This is a genomic window from Micromonospora humida (assembly GCF_016901255.1).
Taxonomy (GTDB): Bacteria; Actinomycetota; Actinomycetes; order Mycobacteriales; family Micromonosporaceae; genus Micromonospora; species Micromonospora wenchangensis.
Map to the genome: position 1 here is coordinate 600,635 of NZ_JAFEUC010000002.1, position 17,201 is coordinate 617,835.

Sequence of the window (17,201 nt, forward strand, 5' to 3'; positions counted from 1 at the left end):
TCCGTCCCTGCTGCTGTCCGGTCGTCGGCCCGGTCCCCGCCCCCGTTCCGGGGCATCACCGCACATCGATGTCAGGCTATCCTGGCTCCGGTTCTTCCAGGGGAACATCGCGACGCCGGGTGGGTGTGGGGTGGGGGAGACGGGTCGGGAGGCGCTGCTCGCGTTCGCCGACGAACTGCGGCGACTACGCCAGCAGGCGGGCGGGCCGTCGTTGAACTCCCTGGTGGCGGTCGCCGCCGCCCGGGGCAGGCCGCTGGCCCGCTCCACCCTCAGCGACAAGCTCAACGCCAAGTCGCTGCCCGACTGGGACTTCGTCACCGGTTACCTGGGCGCCTGCGTCGCGTACGCCGGACAGGCCGGCATCCGGTTGCCCGCCGAGCTGACCGACCAGGCCCGCTGGGAGGCGGCGTACTGGCGGCTGCTGGCGGCGGCGGACGCGGCGCGGGCCGACGACCGGCTCGCCACCGCCGCCCGTGTCGAACCGGACCGGCAGGCCCACGCCGGCACCGCGCCGTCGGCCCCGGCACCGTTCGTGCCACGGCAGCTACCGGCGGCGGTACGGCACTTCGCCGGCCGGTCCGCACCGCTGACCGCCCTGACCGCCCTGCTCACCGAGCCGGCCGGCCCGCCGGGCACCGTCCCCGTCTCGACCATCGGCGGTACGGCCGGCGTGGGCAAGACGGCCCTGGCCGTGCACTGGGCGCACCAGGTCGCCGACCGCTTCCCGGACGGTCAGCTCTACGTCGACCTGCGCGGCTTCGACGCCGAGTCGCCCGCGCTGAGTCCCGCCGAGGCGGTGGCCGGGTTCCTGGAGGCGCTCGCGGTGCCGCCGGAGCGCATCCCGGTGGGGCTGGCGGCACAGGCCGCCCTCTACCGTAGCCTGCTCGCCGACCGGCGGGTGCTGGTGCTGCTGGACAACGCCCGCGACGCCGACCAGGTACGCCCGCTGCTGCCCAGCTCGCCGGGATGCCTGGTCCTGGTCACCAGCCGTAACCAGCTTCCGGGGCTGGTCACCGCCGAGGGGGCCCGCCCGCTGCCGTTGGGTCTGCTCTCCCCGGCGGAGGCGCGCGAGCTGCTGTCCCGCCGGCTGGGCGCGGAGCGGGTCGCGGCGGAGCCGGAGGCGGTGGACCGGATCGTCGGCGCGGCGGCCGGACTGCCCCTGGCGTTGGCGATCGTGGCCGCGCGGGCCGCCACCTACCCCGATTTCCGGCTGGCCCGCCTCGCCGCCGAGCTGACCGCCAGCCGGGGCGCCCTCGACGCGTTCAGCGGCGGCGAGGCCGGCGTCGACGTCCGGGCGGTGCTGTCCTGGTCGTACCGGGGTCTCGATCCGGCGGCGGCCGACCTGTTCCGGGCGCTCGGCACGCACCCCGGGCCCGACGTGTCCATGGCGGCGGCCGCCAGCCTCGCCGCCCTGGCCCCGGCCGAGGTGCGCCGGCCGCTGGCGGTGCTGACCCGGGCGAACCTGCTCACCGAGCACGCCCCCGGCCGGTACGTCCTGCACGACCTGCTCCGGGCGTACGCCGTCGAGTTGGCCGTCGCCACCGACTCCGCCGGCCGGCGGCGGGCGGCGCTGTGCCGGCTGCTCGACCACTACCTGCACACCGCATACGCCGCCGCTCTGCTGCTGCACAAGCACCGCGACGACATCGACCTGCCGGCGGCGCACCCCGGGACGGCGGTGCCCACGCCGGCCGACCGGGACGAGGCGTGGGCGTGGCTGGCCGCCGAGCACCGGGCGCTGCTCGCCGCGATCGGCCTGGCCGTCGAACACGGGTTGCCCACCCACGCCTGGCAGCTGGCGTGGAGCGTCAACACCTACCTCGACCGGGTGGGCGCCTGGACGGACCAGTCCCGCGCCCAGGAGTTGGCGCTGCGGGCCGCCACGGCGGCCGGGGACCGCGACGGGCAGGCCCGCGCACACCGCAACCGGGCCGTCGCCTGCCTGCGCCTCGGCGCGTACGACGAAGCCCACGAGCATCTGGAACGCTCCCGGCAGTTGTACGCCGAACTCGGCGACCGGGTCGGTGGTGGGCGGACCGAGCTCAACCTCGGCATCCTCGCGGAGCGGCAGGACGACCACCGACGGGCGCTGCACCACGCGCAACGGGCGCACCGCCTGTTCGAGGCAGCCGGGCACGCGCAGGGGCAGGCCAACGCCCTCAACAACATCGGCTGGTACCACATCCAGCTCGGCGACCACCTCCGTGCGCTGGACTACTGCGGCCAGGCCCTGGTGCGGCAGCAACAGACCGGCAACCGCTACTGGGAGGCGCACGCGTGGGACAGCCTGGGCTTCGCCCACCACCACCTCGGCCGGCACCGCGACGCTCTCGACTGCTTTCGGCAGGCGCTCGCGCTGTGGCGGGAGACCGGCGAACGCTACTACGAGTCCGTCACGCTGATGCACGTCGGTGACAGCCACCTGGCCGCCGCCGAACCCGACGCGGCCCGTGCCGCCTGGGGGCAGGCACTCGACGTGCTCGACCAGCTCGGCCACCCGGACGCCGCGCTGGTGCGCGACCGGCTCGACGCGCTGCCGTCCGGGCGGTAGTCCACACCCGCGTCGCTGGGTGCCGGGCGGGTCGCCTCACAGTGGCGGGGCGACGTCCCGACGCTCCTCGACCCGCTGGTACGCCACCGGCTCGGCGGTGGTGACCGTACGGCGGCGACCGCGCATCAGCAGGACCATGACGAGGCCGAGGACACCGGCGGCCATCAGGATCCAGCCGACGACGTCGAGATCGACACCGCCGACGCTCGCGTTCACTGCGAAGGTGAGGATCGCGCCGACGGCGAGCAGGAAAATGCTCGTTCCGATTCCCATGACAGCTCCTTGGGGGACGGGGGTGTGCTGTCGTGGTGCAGTACCCCGTCGATGAGCAGGGCAATCGCCGGGAGGGGACCACGTGGTGGGGTCGGCCGGGCAGGCGATCTTGGAATGGGGTAGAGTTTACCCCGTCGCCGGGGAGACCGGGCGGCACGCGGACGTAGCGCAGCTGGTAGCGCATCACCTTGCCAAGGTGAGGGTCGCGGGTTCGAATCCCGTCGTCCGCTCTCGACCACGGGCGATTGGCGCAGTGGGAGCGCGCTTCCTTGACACGGAAGAGGTCACTGGTTCAAACCCAGTATCGCCCACCAGAGCATCACGAAGGCCCCCGGCTCAGCTGAGCCGGGGGCCTTCGCATTCGTCGTGGTGTCGTACGGGGGGTCAGCTGTTCCAGTGCTGGGCGACGAGGTCGGCGGCCTGGGTCTCCCACTGGGCGTAGTGGTCGGGGTAGGCGGAGACCTGGACGGTCTGGGCGGCCTTGGTCAGGGGCATGTCCTGCCAGCCGTCGACCTGCTTGAGGCCCTTGAGGAACGCCAGGGTGGCGTATTCGGGGTCGGTGATCTGCTCGACGGTGCCCCAGCCGGACGACGGGCGCTGCTGGAACAGGCCCTGCGAGTCGTGGTCGTTGCGGTCGCCGAGGTGGCCGAGGTTCTCCAGCTTCGACTCCTGCAGGCTGGTCGCGATCGACACCACCGCGGCGCGTTCGTCCATGCCGGCCTTCTTGGTGGCGGCGATGATCGCCTTGGCGTTGCCGGTCTGCTCGTCGTTGAGGTCGATGCGGGACTGGGTGCCCTGCACGCCGTGCGGGATCAGCTTGTCGGTGTCCACGGCGGGCTTGTCGGCCTGGACGGTGGCGACGGGGCGGGTGTCGATGGTGGGGGTGTCGTGGTTGAGCGGGCCGGCGGCCAGGCCACCGGCGACGGCGAGACCGGCGATGCCGAGGATGCTCTTACGCAGGATGGTGGTGTTCATGATGGTGGTGTTCATGGGGAAGCTCCTTCGGGGGTAGACGCCCCGTCCGGCCCGTGGAGGGCTGGGTGTGCCCGTGGGGGTCGGGCAGCGTAGGGGCGTGGGCACCACGTCGGGGGCGCTCATACGGGGGAAGTCTGTGGGGGTTCCGGCCGGGGCCTGCCGCGTGGGGCGGTGGCCGCTCGTGCCGGGGTCAGGTGTAACGACCGGGGGTCCGGGGTCATTCCCGCAGGGGGTGCGGGGTCGGCCGGGGTGCTGCTGCGGTCGTACAGAGGGTGTAACGACCGTCGGTGCCGGGTCATTCCGCCGGCGGCCGGGGCATCGGACGGCCCGGGGGTGCTGCTGCGGTCGTACAGAGGGTGTAACGCCGGACGGTGCCTGGTCATTCCGTCGGCGGATGCTGCATCGAGCCTGGTAGCGGGGCTGCCGCCGGGCCCGCAGCGGGGTGCGGCACCTGCGGGTCGGCCTGGATTCCGGCGCATGGGCCTCGGCCGTCACCGTTGTCCGGTCCAGTCCCGTCTGGGCCGGTCTGGCCGGTCCGGTTTGGGTCTGCTCTCGTCCGGGCCGGCTGGGCTGGCTGGTCTGGGCTGGGCTGGGCCGGGGTGGGTGACGGTGCGCGGGGTCCGGCCGTCACCCCTGGCCGTTCCCACTGGCGCTCTCTGCTCCTGCGCCTCGAGGTGGTGCCGGCCCGATTCGCCCGCCGCAGCGGGCGCAGCTGGCCGCCGTCAGCGCATGCCGCTACCTGTTACCTGTGGTGGCCGGTGTGGTTGGTCTTGCGCGGAGCTTCATTCCTGTGAGTCATAAATATGCCTGACAGGCATACGAGTGCCCGCGAAGTTGCCCGCCCTCGGAGCTCATTTTGGCGCATCGGTGGACGGATAGGAATGTGCGCCGAATGTTCGGTCCGTCCTTTGCCGCGACGATAGGCCCGGGCATCCTCTCCCGGCTACGGCATCTGCCCATCCTCGGGGCCGAAACAGCGGCTTTAGGCCGAGCGGATACCGCTGTATCGCGAGTATGCGCGATAACCACATCTGGTCGGGGGCCCGTTCGGGCGCGGCCGCCCCGCACCCTCAGGACCCGGGCGGGGTGGCGGGGGAGCGGGTTCTGCCGATGGCAGATCCGCTGCCGGTGAACAGGATGCCCCGCTGATGTCCCGAGCAGGCAGGGTGGGACGTATGAGACTGCTGATGCTGGGCGGCACGGGTTTCGTCGGCTCCGCCATCGTGGCCGAGGGCGTACGCCGGGGCTGGACGGTGACCATGTTCAACCGGGGGATACACGGACCGACCCCGCCGGGCGTACACCGGTTGCGGGGTGATCGGACCGCGCCGGGCGGGTTGGCCGAACTGGCCGGCGGCGCGTGGGACGTCGTGGTCGACACCTGGGACGGCGCGCCCCGCGCGGTACGTGACGCGGCCACGCTGCTGCGCTCCGCCGGGCACTACGCCTACGTCTCCAGCTGCTCGGTCTACGCCCCGCCCGTGCTCCCCGGGGGCGGCGAGGAGTCGGCGGTGGTGTCGTCGGCGGCCGACGACACCGGCGACGACGACTACGCCCGGTGCAAGGCCGGCGGTGAACTGGCCGCGACCGGGGTGTTCGGGGACCGCGCGCTGCTGGTGCGGGCGGGGCTGATCCTCGGGCCGGGGGAGGACATCGGGCGGTTGCCGTGGTGGCTGCGCCGGGTGGCCCGGGGTGGTGACGTGCTCGCTCCGGGGCCGGCCGACCTGCCGGTGCAGTACGTCGACGTCCGGGACCTGGCGGCCTTCACGCTCGACCGGGCCGCCGAGGGGGTCGGCGGGGCGTTCAACGTGATCAGCCGGCCGGGGCACACCACGATGGGTGAACTGCTGGCCGAGGCGGTGGCGGCGACCGGAGCGGATGCCCGGCTGCGGTGGACCGACCCCGAGGTGATCCTCGCCGCCGGGATCGAACCGTGGAACGACCTGCCGATCTGGATTCCGCCGGGCCACGAGTACCGGTGGTTGCAGCAGTGTGGCGTCGAGAAGGCGTACGCGGCAGGGCTGACCTGTCGCCCGGTGACCGAGACGGTCGGTGACACCTGGCGCTGGCTGGAGCGGGTGGGCACGGTCCCGCCCCGTGCGGGGCGGCCGGCGCGGGCGACCGTCGGCCTCGACCCGACCCGGGAAGCCGCCCTGCTCACCGCGCAGCATCCCCGATAGCCACCGACCGGTCCGGGGATGGGTGGCCGGTGCGCCGGAAATCCTGTGCATGGGACCGATCAGGGCCATTGGGTGCACCTTTTAATGATATCTGAAGCTCTTTGTCCTTTACGGAAAGTAATCGACGTAGACAACTATCGTCAGCGCCCTTAGAGTTCGGCCACTGCCAATCATCTTCACGGGGGATCGCCATGACGGCTGGTGGCTGGTTGCTGCCTGTCCACATTTCTGGAACCGCTGTCTCGCGGGCATTTCGCTGTCTGCTCGCCTAGTGGGCAATGTCGTGACGCCCGGGAGGCGGCCACCCGTGACGGGAGTGGCCCGCGTTCCCGTCGGCTGATCCCCCGCCAACCATCTATCGGTTGCCTTCGACTAAAGCCCACGAGGTCTCCGCCGGGAGATCTCGGGAGTTGGTGCGCCGCCCGCCCCCATTCAAGCCCCCCGAGACTCCTGCCTGTGGAGGCACTGTGACAGCCGCTCACCGACCGACCGACGGGCGCGCTCAGCGACCAACGGAACGGCCACGGACGACCGCAATTCTCGCGTTGACCTGCGTACTGGCCGGCTCGGTGCTGACCGGACCGGGGCGGGTGCAGGCGGCCCCGCCACCCGCACCGCCGTCGGTCGATGTCGCGGTGGCACCGGACGCGGCATCCGCCGTGTCCGCAGCGCAGCGGTCGGGTCGCCGGGTCGAGGTGGAGTCCGCCCGTACGGAGTTGACCCAGGTGTTCGCCAACCCGTCAGGCGGCTTCACCGCCGAGACCGCGGTGATGCCACAACGCGTCAAGCGCAGCAACGGCTCCTGGGCGGACATCGATCTGTCGTTGCGCCGGTCGGCGGACGGTTGGGCACCGGCGGCATCCGTGGCGCAGGTGCGGTTCTCAGCCGGGGGACGCGGTCCGGCGGTGGTCCTCTCGCGCGGCGGCAGGTCGTTGTCGTTGTCGTGGCCGGGCGGGTTGCCCAGGCCGACCGTGTCCGGTGACGCGGCCACCTACCCGAACGTGTTGCCGGGAACCGACCTGGTGCTGCGCGCGACGCGTACCGGATTCACCCATGTCCTCGTGGTGCGGACGCCGCAGGCTGCGGCCGACCCCCGCCTGCGGGAACTGCGCTTCGCGTTCGGTGGCGGTGCGCGGGTCACGAAGACCGGGGACGGACGTCTGTCCGCTGTGGTGAACGGCCAGGAGATCGCCACCGCCGAGCCCGCGTTGATGTGGGACTCGTCCACGCAGTCGGGCGATGCCGACCCGACCGGCCGGCGGTCGGGCGCATCAGGGACCGCATCCGTCGTACGTTCCTCGGCGGCCGGACCCGGCGACCGGGCCAGGACAGCGCCCGTCGGTGCCGCCGTGGCCGACGGACACCTGGTTCTCCGCCCGGATGCGCGGCTGCTCGCCGGGCGGGACGTCACCTTCCCGGTGTTCATCGACCCGGCGTGGTCCACCGCCAGGTCCCGCTGGGCCTACGCCACGCAGAACAACACGAACAACACCGACACCACCATCGCCCGCGTCGGCAAGGACCCGGACTCGGGAAAGATCTACCGTTCGTACTTCGACTTCCCGCTGTCGGCCATCAGGGGCAAGCACATCGAGTCCGCGTACGTGCAGATGAAGCTGGATCATTCCTGGTCCTGCACGGACACCCCGACGTACATGTACCACTCCAGCGGCATCGCCTCGACGCCCCGCACCGCGTGGGCACCGAAGCTGCACAGCCAGAAGGCGACCGCGCAGTCCCACGCCAACGAGGGTTACGGCTGCTCGGACTCCCCGCAGCCGGACATGACTGTCAACTTCACCGGGTCGTCCGTGACGTCCCTCATCCAGACCCATGCCACGAACAACTACTCGAACGTGACCCTGGGGTTCTGCGCCTGTAGCGGCACCGACGGCTCGGGCGAATCCACCACCGACAGGTGGAAGAAGTTCTGGCCCAACAGCGCGAAGCTGGTCGTCGACTACGACTCGGTACCCGGCGCGCCGTACAGCCTCCAGACCTCCGGCGTGGCATGCGCTCCGGGCCAGCGGATCAGCATCGGCACGCTCACCCCCACCTTCTCGGGCATCTTCCCCGACGCCGACACCACCCAGGCGTTGACGACTGCCTACGAGTGGCTGCAGGTGCCCAGTTCCGGCACCTACGGAGACGCTACTCCACGCAAGCCCGCGCCTTCGGGCGCGTCCGTTCCGGCCGGTGGCCGTTCCACGACGGCACCGTTACCCCAGCTGACCGAGGGGCAGGTGTACGCGTTCCGGGCCCGGGCCACCGATCCGGCGCCGTACAGCAAGACCAGTGCCTGGTCGGCCTGGTGCGAGTTCCGGGTCGACACGACCATCCCCCCTGTGGTGGTGACCCGTAACGGCACCGACGAGCCGCTGCCCGGCGAGAAGGTCACCTTCGGTTTCTCCTCCACGGACACCAGCGTGACGAAGTTCCGGTACGGCTGGACCTTCCCCGGCACCATCGAGGTACCGGCGACCACCGCCTGTAGCGCCAGCGTGCCGGCGGGCACCAACGTCTGCTACCGGATCGGCTCGGTGTCGCTGTCCGTGCCGAAGTACGGCCAGAACACGCTGCACGTCCGGGCGTACGACGGCGCGGGTAACCCCGGTGACGCCTCCGCCGAGTTCATCGCGGGTCGACCGTCGCCGGCGATCGCCCGGTGGGGCCTGGAGACCCTGCCCGGCGTCACCACGAGTGCGGCGCTGGCGGACGGCCAGCCCGCCCTGGGCGGCAACACCCCGCTGACGGCCAGCAACGTCGGGTGGACCCCGGACATGCGGATCATCAAGGGTGCGACCAGTACCTTCAACGGCACCTCGTCGAGTCTGCACACGACGGGACCGGTGGTCGACACCACGAAGTCGTACGGCGTCGCGGCATGGGTACGCCTGTCCTCCCTTCCCACCGAGAACATGGCCATCGCCACGCAGGCTGGCGACTGCATGTACGGCTTCTTCTTCGGGGTCTACGTCGCAGCGGGCGTACCGAAGTGGGACGTCACCACCCGAAGCAACGACTGCGCGGCGACGGCCACCTACACCAACGTGCAGCCGCAGAACGCCACGATCACGAATGCGGACGTCGGCCGATGGCAGCACGTGGCCTTCTCCTACGACGAGGACGCGAAGCTGATCACGTTGTTCGTCAACGGGGCGTCCGTCGCCACTGCACCGTGGACCACCGCCTGGAACGCCACCAACGGGTTCCAGGTGGGACGCAACGCCGCCGGTGGTCTCACGAACAACTTCTTCCAGGGCTCCGTCGCCCAGATGCAGGTGTACAACCGGGCCCTGGTGCCGCACGACTTCACCGGACAGCGCCGGGACGAGGAAGGCTCCGGCGGTTTCGACGAACCGGGCATGCTGAAGCCCGTCCGGGTGGGCCAGTGGACCTTCGACGGGGCCACCGGCTGCTATGAGGACAATCCCTCCGACTGGACGCTGTGCATGAGTCCGGAGAACACCTCCTTCGGGCGGCGGATCGCCTTCACCAAGGGCGTCGACGTCGGCGACGGCAGCCGCGCGAGCTTCCTCTCCTTCGACTCGCAGGCCATCGACGACCCCACCCAACCGACAGTCGAGTACGGCCGCAGCCAGGACAACGTGGCCGGCGATCCGCAGAACCCGAACTGGCAGGACGGACGCGTGCTCCGCACCGACCAGTCCTTCTCGGTGTCCGCCTGGGTCCAGCCGAGGTCGCTCGGCATCCAGACCGCCGTCTCCCAGATCGGCACCAAGCAGTCCTCGTTCTATCTCGGCCAACGCACCAAGATCGTCAGCGGGAACCCCGTCAACTGGTGGTCGTTCAGTGTCTTCGGCATCGACAGCGATGCCCTGGGCAGTCGGTTCGCCGACGCGTTCATGACGTCCCGGAACATGACCGAGGAGGCGGATCTGTCCCACTGGACCCATCTGGTCGGCGTCCATGACGTTGCCGGCCGTGAGGTCCGGCTCTACGTGGACGGCAAACTCGCGGCGACGACCCCGTTCGGCACCGGCTCCTTCACCGGGGCGTTCGACGCGACCGGCCCGCTGTACGTGGGCGCTGCCCGTTTCACCCCGTTCGGTGCCGCCACCCAGTTGGTCGACCGTTGGGACGGCGACATCGACGACGTGAGTCTCTACCAGGGTGCGTTGAGTGACAACGACGTCCGCGGGATCAACGAGACCGAAGCTGTCAGGGAAGCCGATGTCACGGGCTGACGGCTTGCCGCGCACTACGCACACCCCGTCAGCCGCGAACGCGATCTCCGCTGGGAGTCTGGTGAAAACCTCCGTAGGACGTCCTGCCCCCGTGCGCCGCTTCACCCAGGTGGTCGCGGCGGTGCTCACCTCCGTACTGGTCGTCTCCGGCATGACGGTGCCCGCCCAGGCTTCCCCGGGGTCGGTCAGCCTCAGCCGGCAGCGGGAGAAGCTCGACCGGGACGGGCAGACCGCCCAGGGGAGGGCCAACGCCGCCAGCCCGGCCACCAGCGCGAAGCTGAGCCCGCCGGTGTGGCCCGCTCCGGGCCGGGCGTCGGTGACCCTGCCGGCCGTCGACGACGGGCGCCGGGCGGCACCGGCCCGGGTGAAGGCAGGAAAGCTGCCGGTCACGGTGGGTCGGGCATCCGGCGCGGCAGGAGCCGACACGTCAGCGGTCTCGGTGGAGGTACTGGACCGGGCCGCCGCACCGCAACGCTGGCGCAACGGTCTGCTGCTGCGGCTCGACGGGACCGCCGAGGGTGGCGGTGCCGTCGGCGCGACCACCGCGAAGCGGCCGGGCGCGGTGACCGTCTCGGTCGACTACCGGGCCTTCCGCAACGCCTTCGGCGGCAACTGGTCCTCCCGTCTGCGGTTGTGGCAGGTGCCGGACTGCGCCCTGCGGACTCCGGACCGGGCCGGATGCGCGGCGCAGCCGTTGCCCTCACGCAACGACGGATCGTCGGTGAGCGCCGAGGTGACCCTGGGTGCGGCCGTTGCCGGCCGGGCCGGGACCGCGGCTCCGTCGCTGGTCGCGCTGGCCGCAGGTGCGTCCGGTCCCGAGGGCGACTTCGCGGCCACCCCGATGTCGGCGAGCGCGACCTGGTCCGCCGGCACCTCGACCGGTGGCTTCTCCTGGTCGTACCCGATGCGGATGCCGCCGACGATCGGCGGCCCCGCGCCAAGCCTGGGGCTCTCCTACACCTCCGACAAGGTGGACGGGCAGTCGGATGCGTCCAACAGCCAGCCGTCCTGGGTCGGTGAGGGCTTCGACCTGTGGTCGGGTTACATCGAGCGCAGCTACGTGCCGTGTGCCGACGACATGTCCGGCGGCAACAACAGCGCCAACCGCACCGGTGACCAGTGCTGGCGGTCCGACAACGCCACCATGTCGCTCAACGGACGCGGCGGCGAGCTGGTCTACGAGGCGGGCAAGGGCTGGCACAGCCGCAGCGAGGACGGCTCCAAGATCGAGAAGCTCACGAACGCCACCAACGACGACAACGACGGTGAGTACTGGAAGGTGACCACGCCGGACGGCGTGCAGTACTTCTTCGGCCGCAACAACCTTCCGGGGCAGAGCAGCGCGACGAACTCCACCTGGACCGTGCCGGTCGCCGGCAACCACGCCAACGAGCCGTGCAACGTGTCGTCGTTCGCGTCGTCGTTCTGCAACCAGGCGTGGCGGTGGAACCTCGACTACGTCGTCGACCCACGCGGCAACACCGTGTCGTACTGGTACGACAAGGAACTCAACCGGTACGCCAAGAACGCGACCTCCACCAACAAGGCCGAATACGTGCGCGGCGGCACGCTCAAGCGGATCGACTACGGCACCTGGGACCGTGGCTCCGGCGACCGGTCGGTGACCGCGCTGGCACAGGTGGTGCTGGAAACCCAGGACCGGTGCGAGGCGGGCTGCCAGACCCACGACGCCGCGCACTGGAAGGACGTTCCGTGGGACCAGGACTGCGCCTCGGGGGCGCCGGACTGCGGGGACAACTACGGCCCGACGTTCTGGAGCACGAAACGGCTGTCGAAGATCACCACCCAGGTCTGGGACACCACGAAGACCACTCCCGCGTGGCAGCAGGTCGACTCGTGGACGCTGGGACACACCTATCCGGCGGTCGGTGACGGCAGCGACCACGCCGGCATGTGGCTGACCTCGCTCGTGCAGCAGGGCCTGGTCGGCGGCACCGTGACCATGCCACCGGTGACGTTCGAGCCGGTGTCGATGCCCAACCGGGTGCTCACCAGGAACAACACCAGCAACAACCGGATGCGGATCGGCAACATCCTCACCGAGACCGGTGGCAAGATCCAGGTCAGCTACAGCCAGCGCGACTGCACCTCCACCAGTCTGCCGTCCGCACCGGAGACCAACACCCGGCGCTGCTACCCGGTGGTCGGCCCGGACCCGTACGACGCCGACCTCGAGATCACCGAGTACTGGCACAAGTACGTCGTCACCCAGGTGTCCGAATCCGACATCAAGGTCATGGTGGGCAGCACCGACCACGGCCAGCCGGTGCAGAACACCTACTACAGCTACCTCGGCACCCCGGCCTGGCACTTCGCCGACGACAACGGCCTGGTCAAGCCGAAGCGCAAGACCTGGAACCAGTTCCGTGGCTACGGCCAGGTCGAGGTCCGCAAGGGCGACGCCCCGGCGCAGACCCTGACCCGGACCACGTTCCTGCGCGGCATGCACGGCGACCGGGTGAGCAAGTCGAGCACCGCCAAGCGCACCGTCACCGTGGCCGCCTCCCTGGGCACCGAGACGGTGTACGACGAGGACCAGTTCGCGGGCATGGTCCGGGAACAGGTCGTCTACAACGGTGTCGACACCAAGCCGGTCTCCAAGACTGTCAACGTGCCGTGGCGTTCACCGGCCACCGCGAGCCGCACCATCAACGACGACGAGGTGACCGCCCGCTACACCAACACCCGGGTCGCCTACAACGCCACCGCGCTGGGCGTCAACGGGGCCGGGGGCTGGCGGACCGCGCGGACCGTGTCGACCTTCAACGACACCTACGGCACCACCGACACCATCCAGGCTGACGGGGACATCGCCAGCACCGGCGACGAGAAGTGCACCACCTACCTCTACAACCGGAACGTCGCCGCCAACATCGTGCAGACCGTCAAGCAGATCACCGTCAAGGCGGTGCCCTGCGCGACCACACCGGCCACCGAGGCCGACATCGTCGCCGACGAGCGCAAGTTCTACGACGGCGCGACCAGCGTGGACACCGCGCCCACCCGGGGTGAGGCCACCCGGGTCGACAAGCTCAAGGACTGGTCGTTGGCGGGTGGCACCGTCTGGCAGACCACCAGCCAGGCCACCTTCGACGCGTACGGCCGGCCGAAGACCGCCACCGACAACCGCGGTCGAACGGTGACCACCGAGTACACCCCGGCCACCGGTGGCCCGGTGACCAAGGTGACCACCAGGACTCCGGACCCGAACGGCGGCACCACCGACTGGGTCAACACCGTCGACACCCGCCCCTACTGGGGGCAACCCGTCCGCACGACCGACTACAACGGCCGTCTCGCCGACATGGAGTACGACCCGATGGGTCGACTCGCCAAGGGCTGGGAGGTCGGCTGGGCGAAGGCGGACCATCCGACGACGCCGTCGGTCGAACACACCTACTGGTACGCGCCGAACCGGGACGCCTACCCCTACACGACGACCCGCAAGCTGCACGCCGGTGGCGGCTACCTGACTACGTACGAGATCAAGGACGCCTTCCTGCGGCCCCGGCAGACGCAGACCGCCGGGGTGGGCGGTGACCGGGTGGTCACCGACACCCTCTACGACGCGACCGGCCGCGCGGTCACCACCTACCAGGCGCACGCCGAGCCGGGCACGCCCGCAGGCGCGCTCTGGTGGGAGCCGGAGTGGTCCGTGCCGGCGGTCACCAGGACGCTGTACGACAACGCCTCCCGGGCCACCGACCAGATCCTCTTCGGCACCGACGGCGTCACCAACCTGGTGGAGAAGTGGCGCACCACGACGACGTACCTGGGTGACACGGTCACGGTGACCCCGCCGGAGGGCGGCACGGTGACCACCACCAAGACCGACATCGAGGGGCGGACCGTCGAGCTGCGCCAGCGGACCGACGACGCCCAGGCCACCCCCGACCTCGTCACCACCTACGCCTACAACCGCAAGGGGCAGCTGGGCAAGGTCACCGACACCGACGGCAACGAGTGGGTGAACACCTACGACGTCAAGGGCCGGCAGATCACCGCGAAGGACCCGGACAAGGGCACCACCCAGACGACCTACACGGTGTACGACGAGGTGGAGACGACCACCGACGCCACCAACACCGTGCTGGTCAACGAGTACGACGGGATGGGCCGACGCAAGGCGCTCTACTCCGGCAGCATCGCCGCGACGAACAAGCTCGCCGAGTGGAAGTACGACAAGCTCTACACCGGGCAGACGTTACGTGGTCAGCTCACCGAGAGCATCCGATACGAGTCGGCCGGCTCCACCAACGCCTACAAGTGGCAGGCGCGCACCTTCAACACCCGCTACCAGCCCACCGGCGCGAACTACGTCATCCCCGCCAACGAGGGCAGCGGTCTGTCGGGCACCTGGATGTACAGCTACGGCTACTCGTCGTACGACGGCAGCCCCACCAGCATCAGCTACCCGGCGGCCGGGGGCCTGACCGCCGAAACCGTACAGACCGGATACGACGCGACGACCGGCCTGCCGACCCAGCTGTCCTCGACCCTGACCAACGTCGGCCGTTACGTGATCGGGCAGGACTACACCCGGTACGGCGAGCCGACGCTGACCACCCGCAAGACCGACGGCGGGGTCTACGTCCAGGACGACACCTACTACGACTCCGTCACCCGGCGGGTGACCCGTACGAAGGTCAAGCCGGAGACCGCCACCGGCACCGTCAACGACACCAGCTACAGCTACGACGCGGCGGGCAACATCACGTCCATCGCCGACACCCCCCAGGTCGGTGCCGCCGACACCCAGTGCTTCCGCTACGACGAACTTCGCCGGATGCGGCACGCCTGGACCCCGAAGGCCGGCGTCGCCTGCGCCGCCGACCCGAAGGTCGCCGATCTCGGTGGTCCGGCTCAGTACTGGCACGAGTGGGCGCTCGACGAGGTCGGCAACCGCAGCACCGAGAAGGTGCACACGGCGGCCGGGGACACCGTCCGCACGTACACCACGCCCACCGGCGGCGCGAACGTCGTCCGGCCGCACGCCGTCACCTCGGTCCTGACCACGGTGCCCGGCCAGGCTGACGTCACCACCAACTACAGCTACGACAACGTCGGCAACATGCGCTGCCGGCCCGTCAGCGGCGCCGCGAACAACTGCACGACGGGCACCAACTCCCAGACGTTGAACTGGAACGCCGAGGGCAGGCTCGCCTCGGTGAGCGTCGGCGGGCAGACCGTCGAGACCAACATCTACGACGCCGACGGTGCCCGACTGATCCGGCGGGACACCACCGGCACCACCCTCTACCTGCCCGGCCAGGAGCTCCGGCGGGACAACAGCTCCATCGTCACCGGCACCCGCTACTACAGCTTCGCCGGCAAACTGGTCGGCAACCGTACGCCTACCGCGTTGACCTGGCTCTTCTCCGACCACCAGGGCACCCAGCAGACGGCGGTCGACGCCGCCACCCAGGCGGTGACGATCCGCCGGCAGACTCCGTACGGCGATCCCCGGGGCAACCCGCCGCTCTGGACCAACAGCAAGGGCTTCGTCGGCGGCGACAAGGACCCCACCGGCCTGACCCACATCGGCGCCCGGCAGTACGACGCCGGCCTCGGTCGGTTCGTCTCCGTCGACCCGGTGCAGGACCTGGCCGACCCGCAACAGTGGAACGCCTACGCCTACAGCAACAACAGCCCGATCACGTTCTCCGACCCGACCGGCCTCAAGGCCTGCTCCGACGATGCCTGCGGACCCGGTGCCGACTACGTGGACATGTGGGGCAACTACCACGATGTTCCCGGCGACAACGACGGTTGCAACGGCAAGTGCGGCGACGACGACTGGGCCGAGGCTCAGGCTGCCAACGATGCCGGCGGGGGCAACGGCGGCGGTGGTGGTAAGGGCGGCGGCAAGCACGGCGGCCCCACCGACGAGCAGATCAAACGGGCCAAGGAGATCAAGAAGCAGAACGCGGTCTCGATCATCGTTCAGGCCGGCGGCAAGCTACTGCTCGATTTCTTCGGCATCACCGACATCCTGAACTGTATCCAGGGTGACCTGGCGGCATGCGCCTGGTCACTCGTCGGCATGCTGCCCATCGGTAAAGCCATTCAACTGGCCCGCAAGGCCGGTTCGGCGGTCAAGCTGATCGGCCGGGCCGCCAAGGCCCTCATCAAGTGGTCCGATGAGACGAAGTGGGCCGACGACGTCATCAAGCAGGCCGAGAGTTGCCTCCTGCCCGGCGGTCGACACAGCTTTGCTCCCTCAACCAAGGTGGTGATGGCCGCCGGCGGCACCAAGGCCATCGGTGAACTGAAGGAAGGCGACGAGGTCGTCGCCACGGACCCCGAGACGGGTCGGACGGAGGACCGGGAGGTTACCCGGACCCACCGCCACGAGGACACCGAGCTGACCGACCTGCGGGTCGCGGCGGGCGGCAAACAGACCACCGTCGAGACCACCCAGCACCACCCGTTCTGGAGCGAGACCCGTCACGACTGGATCGACGCCAAGGACCTGCGGGTGGGGGAGCGGCTCCGATCGCTCGACGGCACGCGGGTGACGCTGCGGGCCTCGCGCTCGTACACCGCCACCAAGGTCATGCACGACCTGACCGTCGCCGACATCCACACGTACTATGTGTTGGCTGACACAACACCGGTGCTCGTGCACAACTGTGGCCTTGCAAACTATGCCGACAGCGTGCGCAATGAGCCTGGAGTGAAATTCGCTTCGGAGTACACGTCGCCTTCCGGCGCAAAGTATCTTGGCCGTAATAGGCACGGACAGCAGGCGGAGGGGCCACTAGCGGATGCGCTTGAGCGGGCAGGGCACCATGGAGGATGTGCAGAAGTGCACTGTCTGATCCTGGCCCAGGCGGAGGAAGGCCCCGATGCTATTAGGGGTGGAAGTATGCGCACGGTGCAGACAAGAAACAATTCTATGCCGACGTCAAATGTGACTGGACATGGCGAGCCAGCGCGCCCTTGCGGCCGCTGTGGTCGACTTCTGGAAGATCTTGGAATTAGGTGACACTT

Annotated in this window: 6 protein-coding genes and 2 tRNA genes; 6 read left to right on the forward strand and 2 right to left on the reverse strand. The window is 70.0% G+C overall.

Annotation, left to right across the window (positions count from 1 at the left end; genetic code table 11):
• Nucleotides 1-130 precede the first annotated feature (130 nt).
• Nucleotides 131-2,551, forward strand: coding sequence for an ATP-binding protein (locus tag JQX11_RS06545; RefSeq protein ID WP_204924048.1), 2,421 nt, complete (start codon nucleotides 131-133; stop codon nucleotides 2,549-2,551).
• Nucleotides 2,552-2,587: 36 nt separating this feature from the next.
• Here JQX11_RS06545 and JQX11_RS06550 read toward each other — a convergent pair whose 3' ends face one another.
• The gene (locus JQX11_RS06550; protein WP_088646915.1) at nucleotides 2,588-2,824 is read right to left on the reverse strand and encodes a DUF6458 family protein; all 237 of its coding nucleotides are present in this window, start codon (nucleotides 2,822-2,824) and stop codon (nucleotides 2,588-2,590) included.
• 157 nt (nucleotides 2,825-2,981) lie between these two features.
• Between JQX11_RS06550 and JQX11_RS06555 the strand changes: the two genes are divergently transcribed.
• Nucleotides 2,982-3,054: transfer RNA gene (locus JQX11_RS06555), tRNA-Gly, on the forward strand.
• A 9-nt stretch (nucleotides 3,055-3,063) separates the two neighbouring features.
• A tRNA-Val gene (locus JQX11_RS06560) sits at nucleotides 3,064-3,138 on the forward strand.
• 70 nt (nucleotides 3,139-3,208) lie between these two features.
• Here JQX11_RS06560 and JQX11_RS06565 read toward each other — a convergent pair.
• Nucleotides 3,209-3,799: a hypothetical protein gene (locus JQX11_RS06565; RefSeq protein WP_204924169.1), complete on the reverse strand. Its 591-nt coding sequence runs from the start codon at nucleotides 3,797-3,799 to the stop codon at nucleotides 3,209-3,211.
• 1,175 nt (nucleotides 3,800-4,974) lie between these two features.
• Here JQX11_RS06565 and JQX11_RS06570 point away from each other — a divergent pair.
• The 3 genes from JQX11_RS06570 to JQX11_RS06580 all read left to right on the forward strand — a co-directional run bounded on the left by JQX11_RS06570 (nucleotide 4,975) and on the right by JQX11_RS06580 (nucleotide 17,196).
• Nucleotides 4,975-5,979, forward strand: a complete 1,005-nt coding sequence (locus tag JQX11_RS06570) for an NAD-dependent epimerase/dehydratase family protein (protein WP_204924049.1) — start codon at nucleotides 4,975-4,977, stop codon at nucleotides 5,977-5,979.
• Between the two features lie 545 nt (nucleotides 5,980-6,524).
• On the forward strand, nucleotides 6,525-10,187 hold the full coding sequence (locus JQX11_RS06575) for a LamG domain-containing protein (protein ID WP_204924050.1): 3,663 nt from the start codon (nucleotides 6,525-6,527) through the stop codon (nucleotides 10,185-10,187).
• Between the two features lie 91 nt (nucleotides 10,188-10,278).
• Nucleotides 10,279-17,196, forward strand: coding sequence for a polymorphic toxin-type HINT domain-containing protein (locus JQX11_RS06580; protein WP_204924051.1), 6,918 nt, complete (start codon nucleotides 10,279-10,281; stop codon nucleotides 17,194-17,196).
• Nucleotides 17,197-17,201: the final 5 nt, after the last annotated feature.

Excerpts from the sequence above, each read along its gene's own strand:
- JQX11_RS06550 (WP_088646915.1), bottom strand. The coding sequence starts at position 2,824 with ATGGGAATCGGAACGAGCATTTTCCTGCTCGCCGTCGGCGCGATCCTC.
- JQX11_RS06565 (WP_204924169.1), bottom strand. The coding sequence starts at position 3,799 with ATGAACACCACCATCCTGCGTAAGAGCATCCTCGGCATCGCCGGTCTC.
- JQX11_RS06570 (WP_204924049.1), top strand. The coding sequence starts at position 4,975 with ATGAGACTGCTGATGCTGGGCGGCACGGGTTTCGTCGGCTCCGCCATC.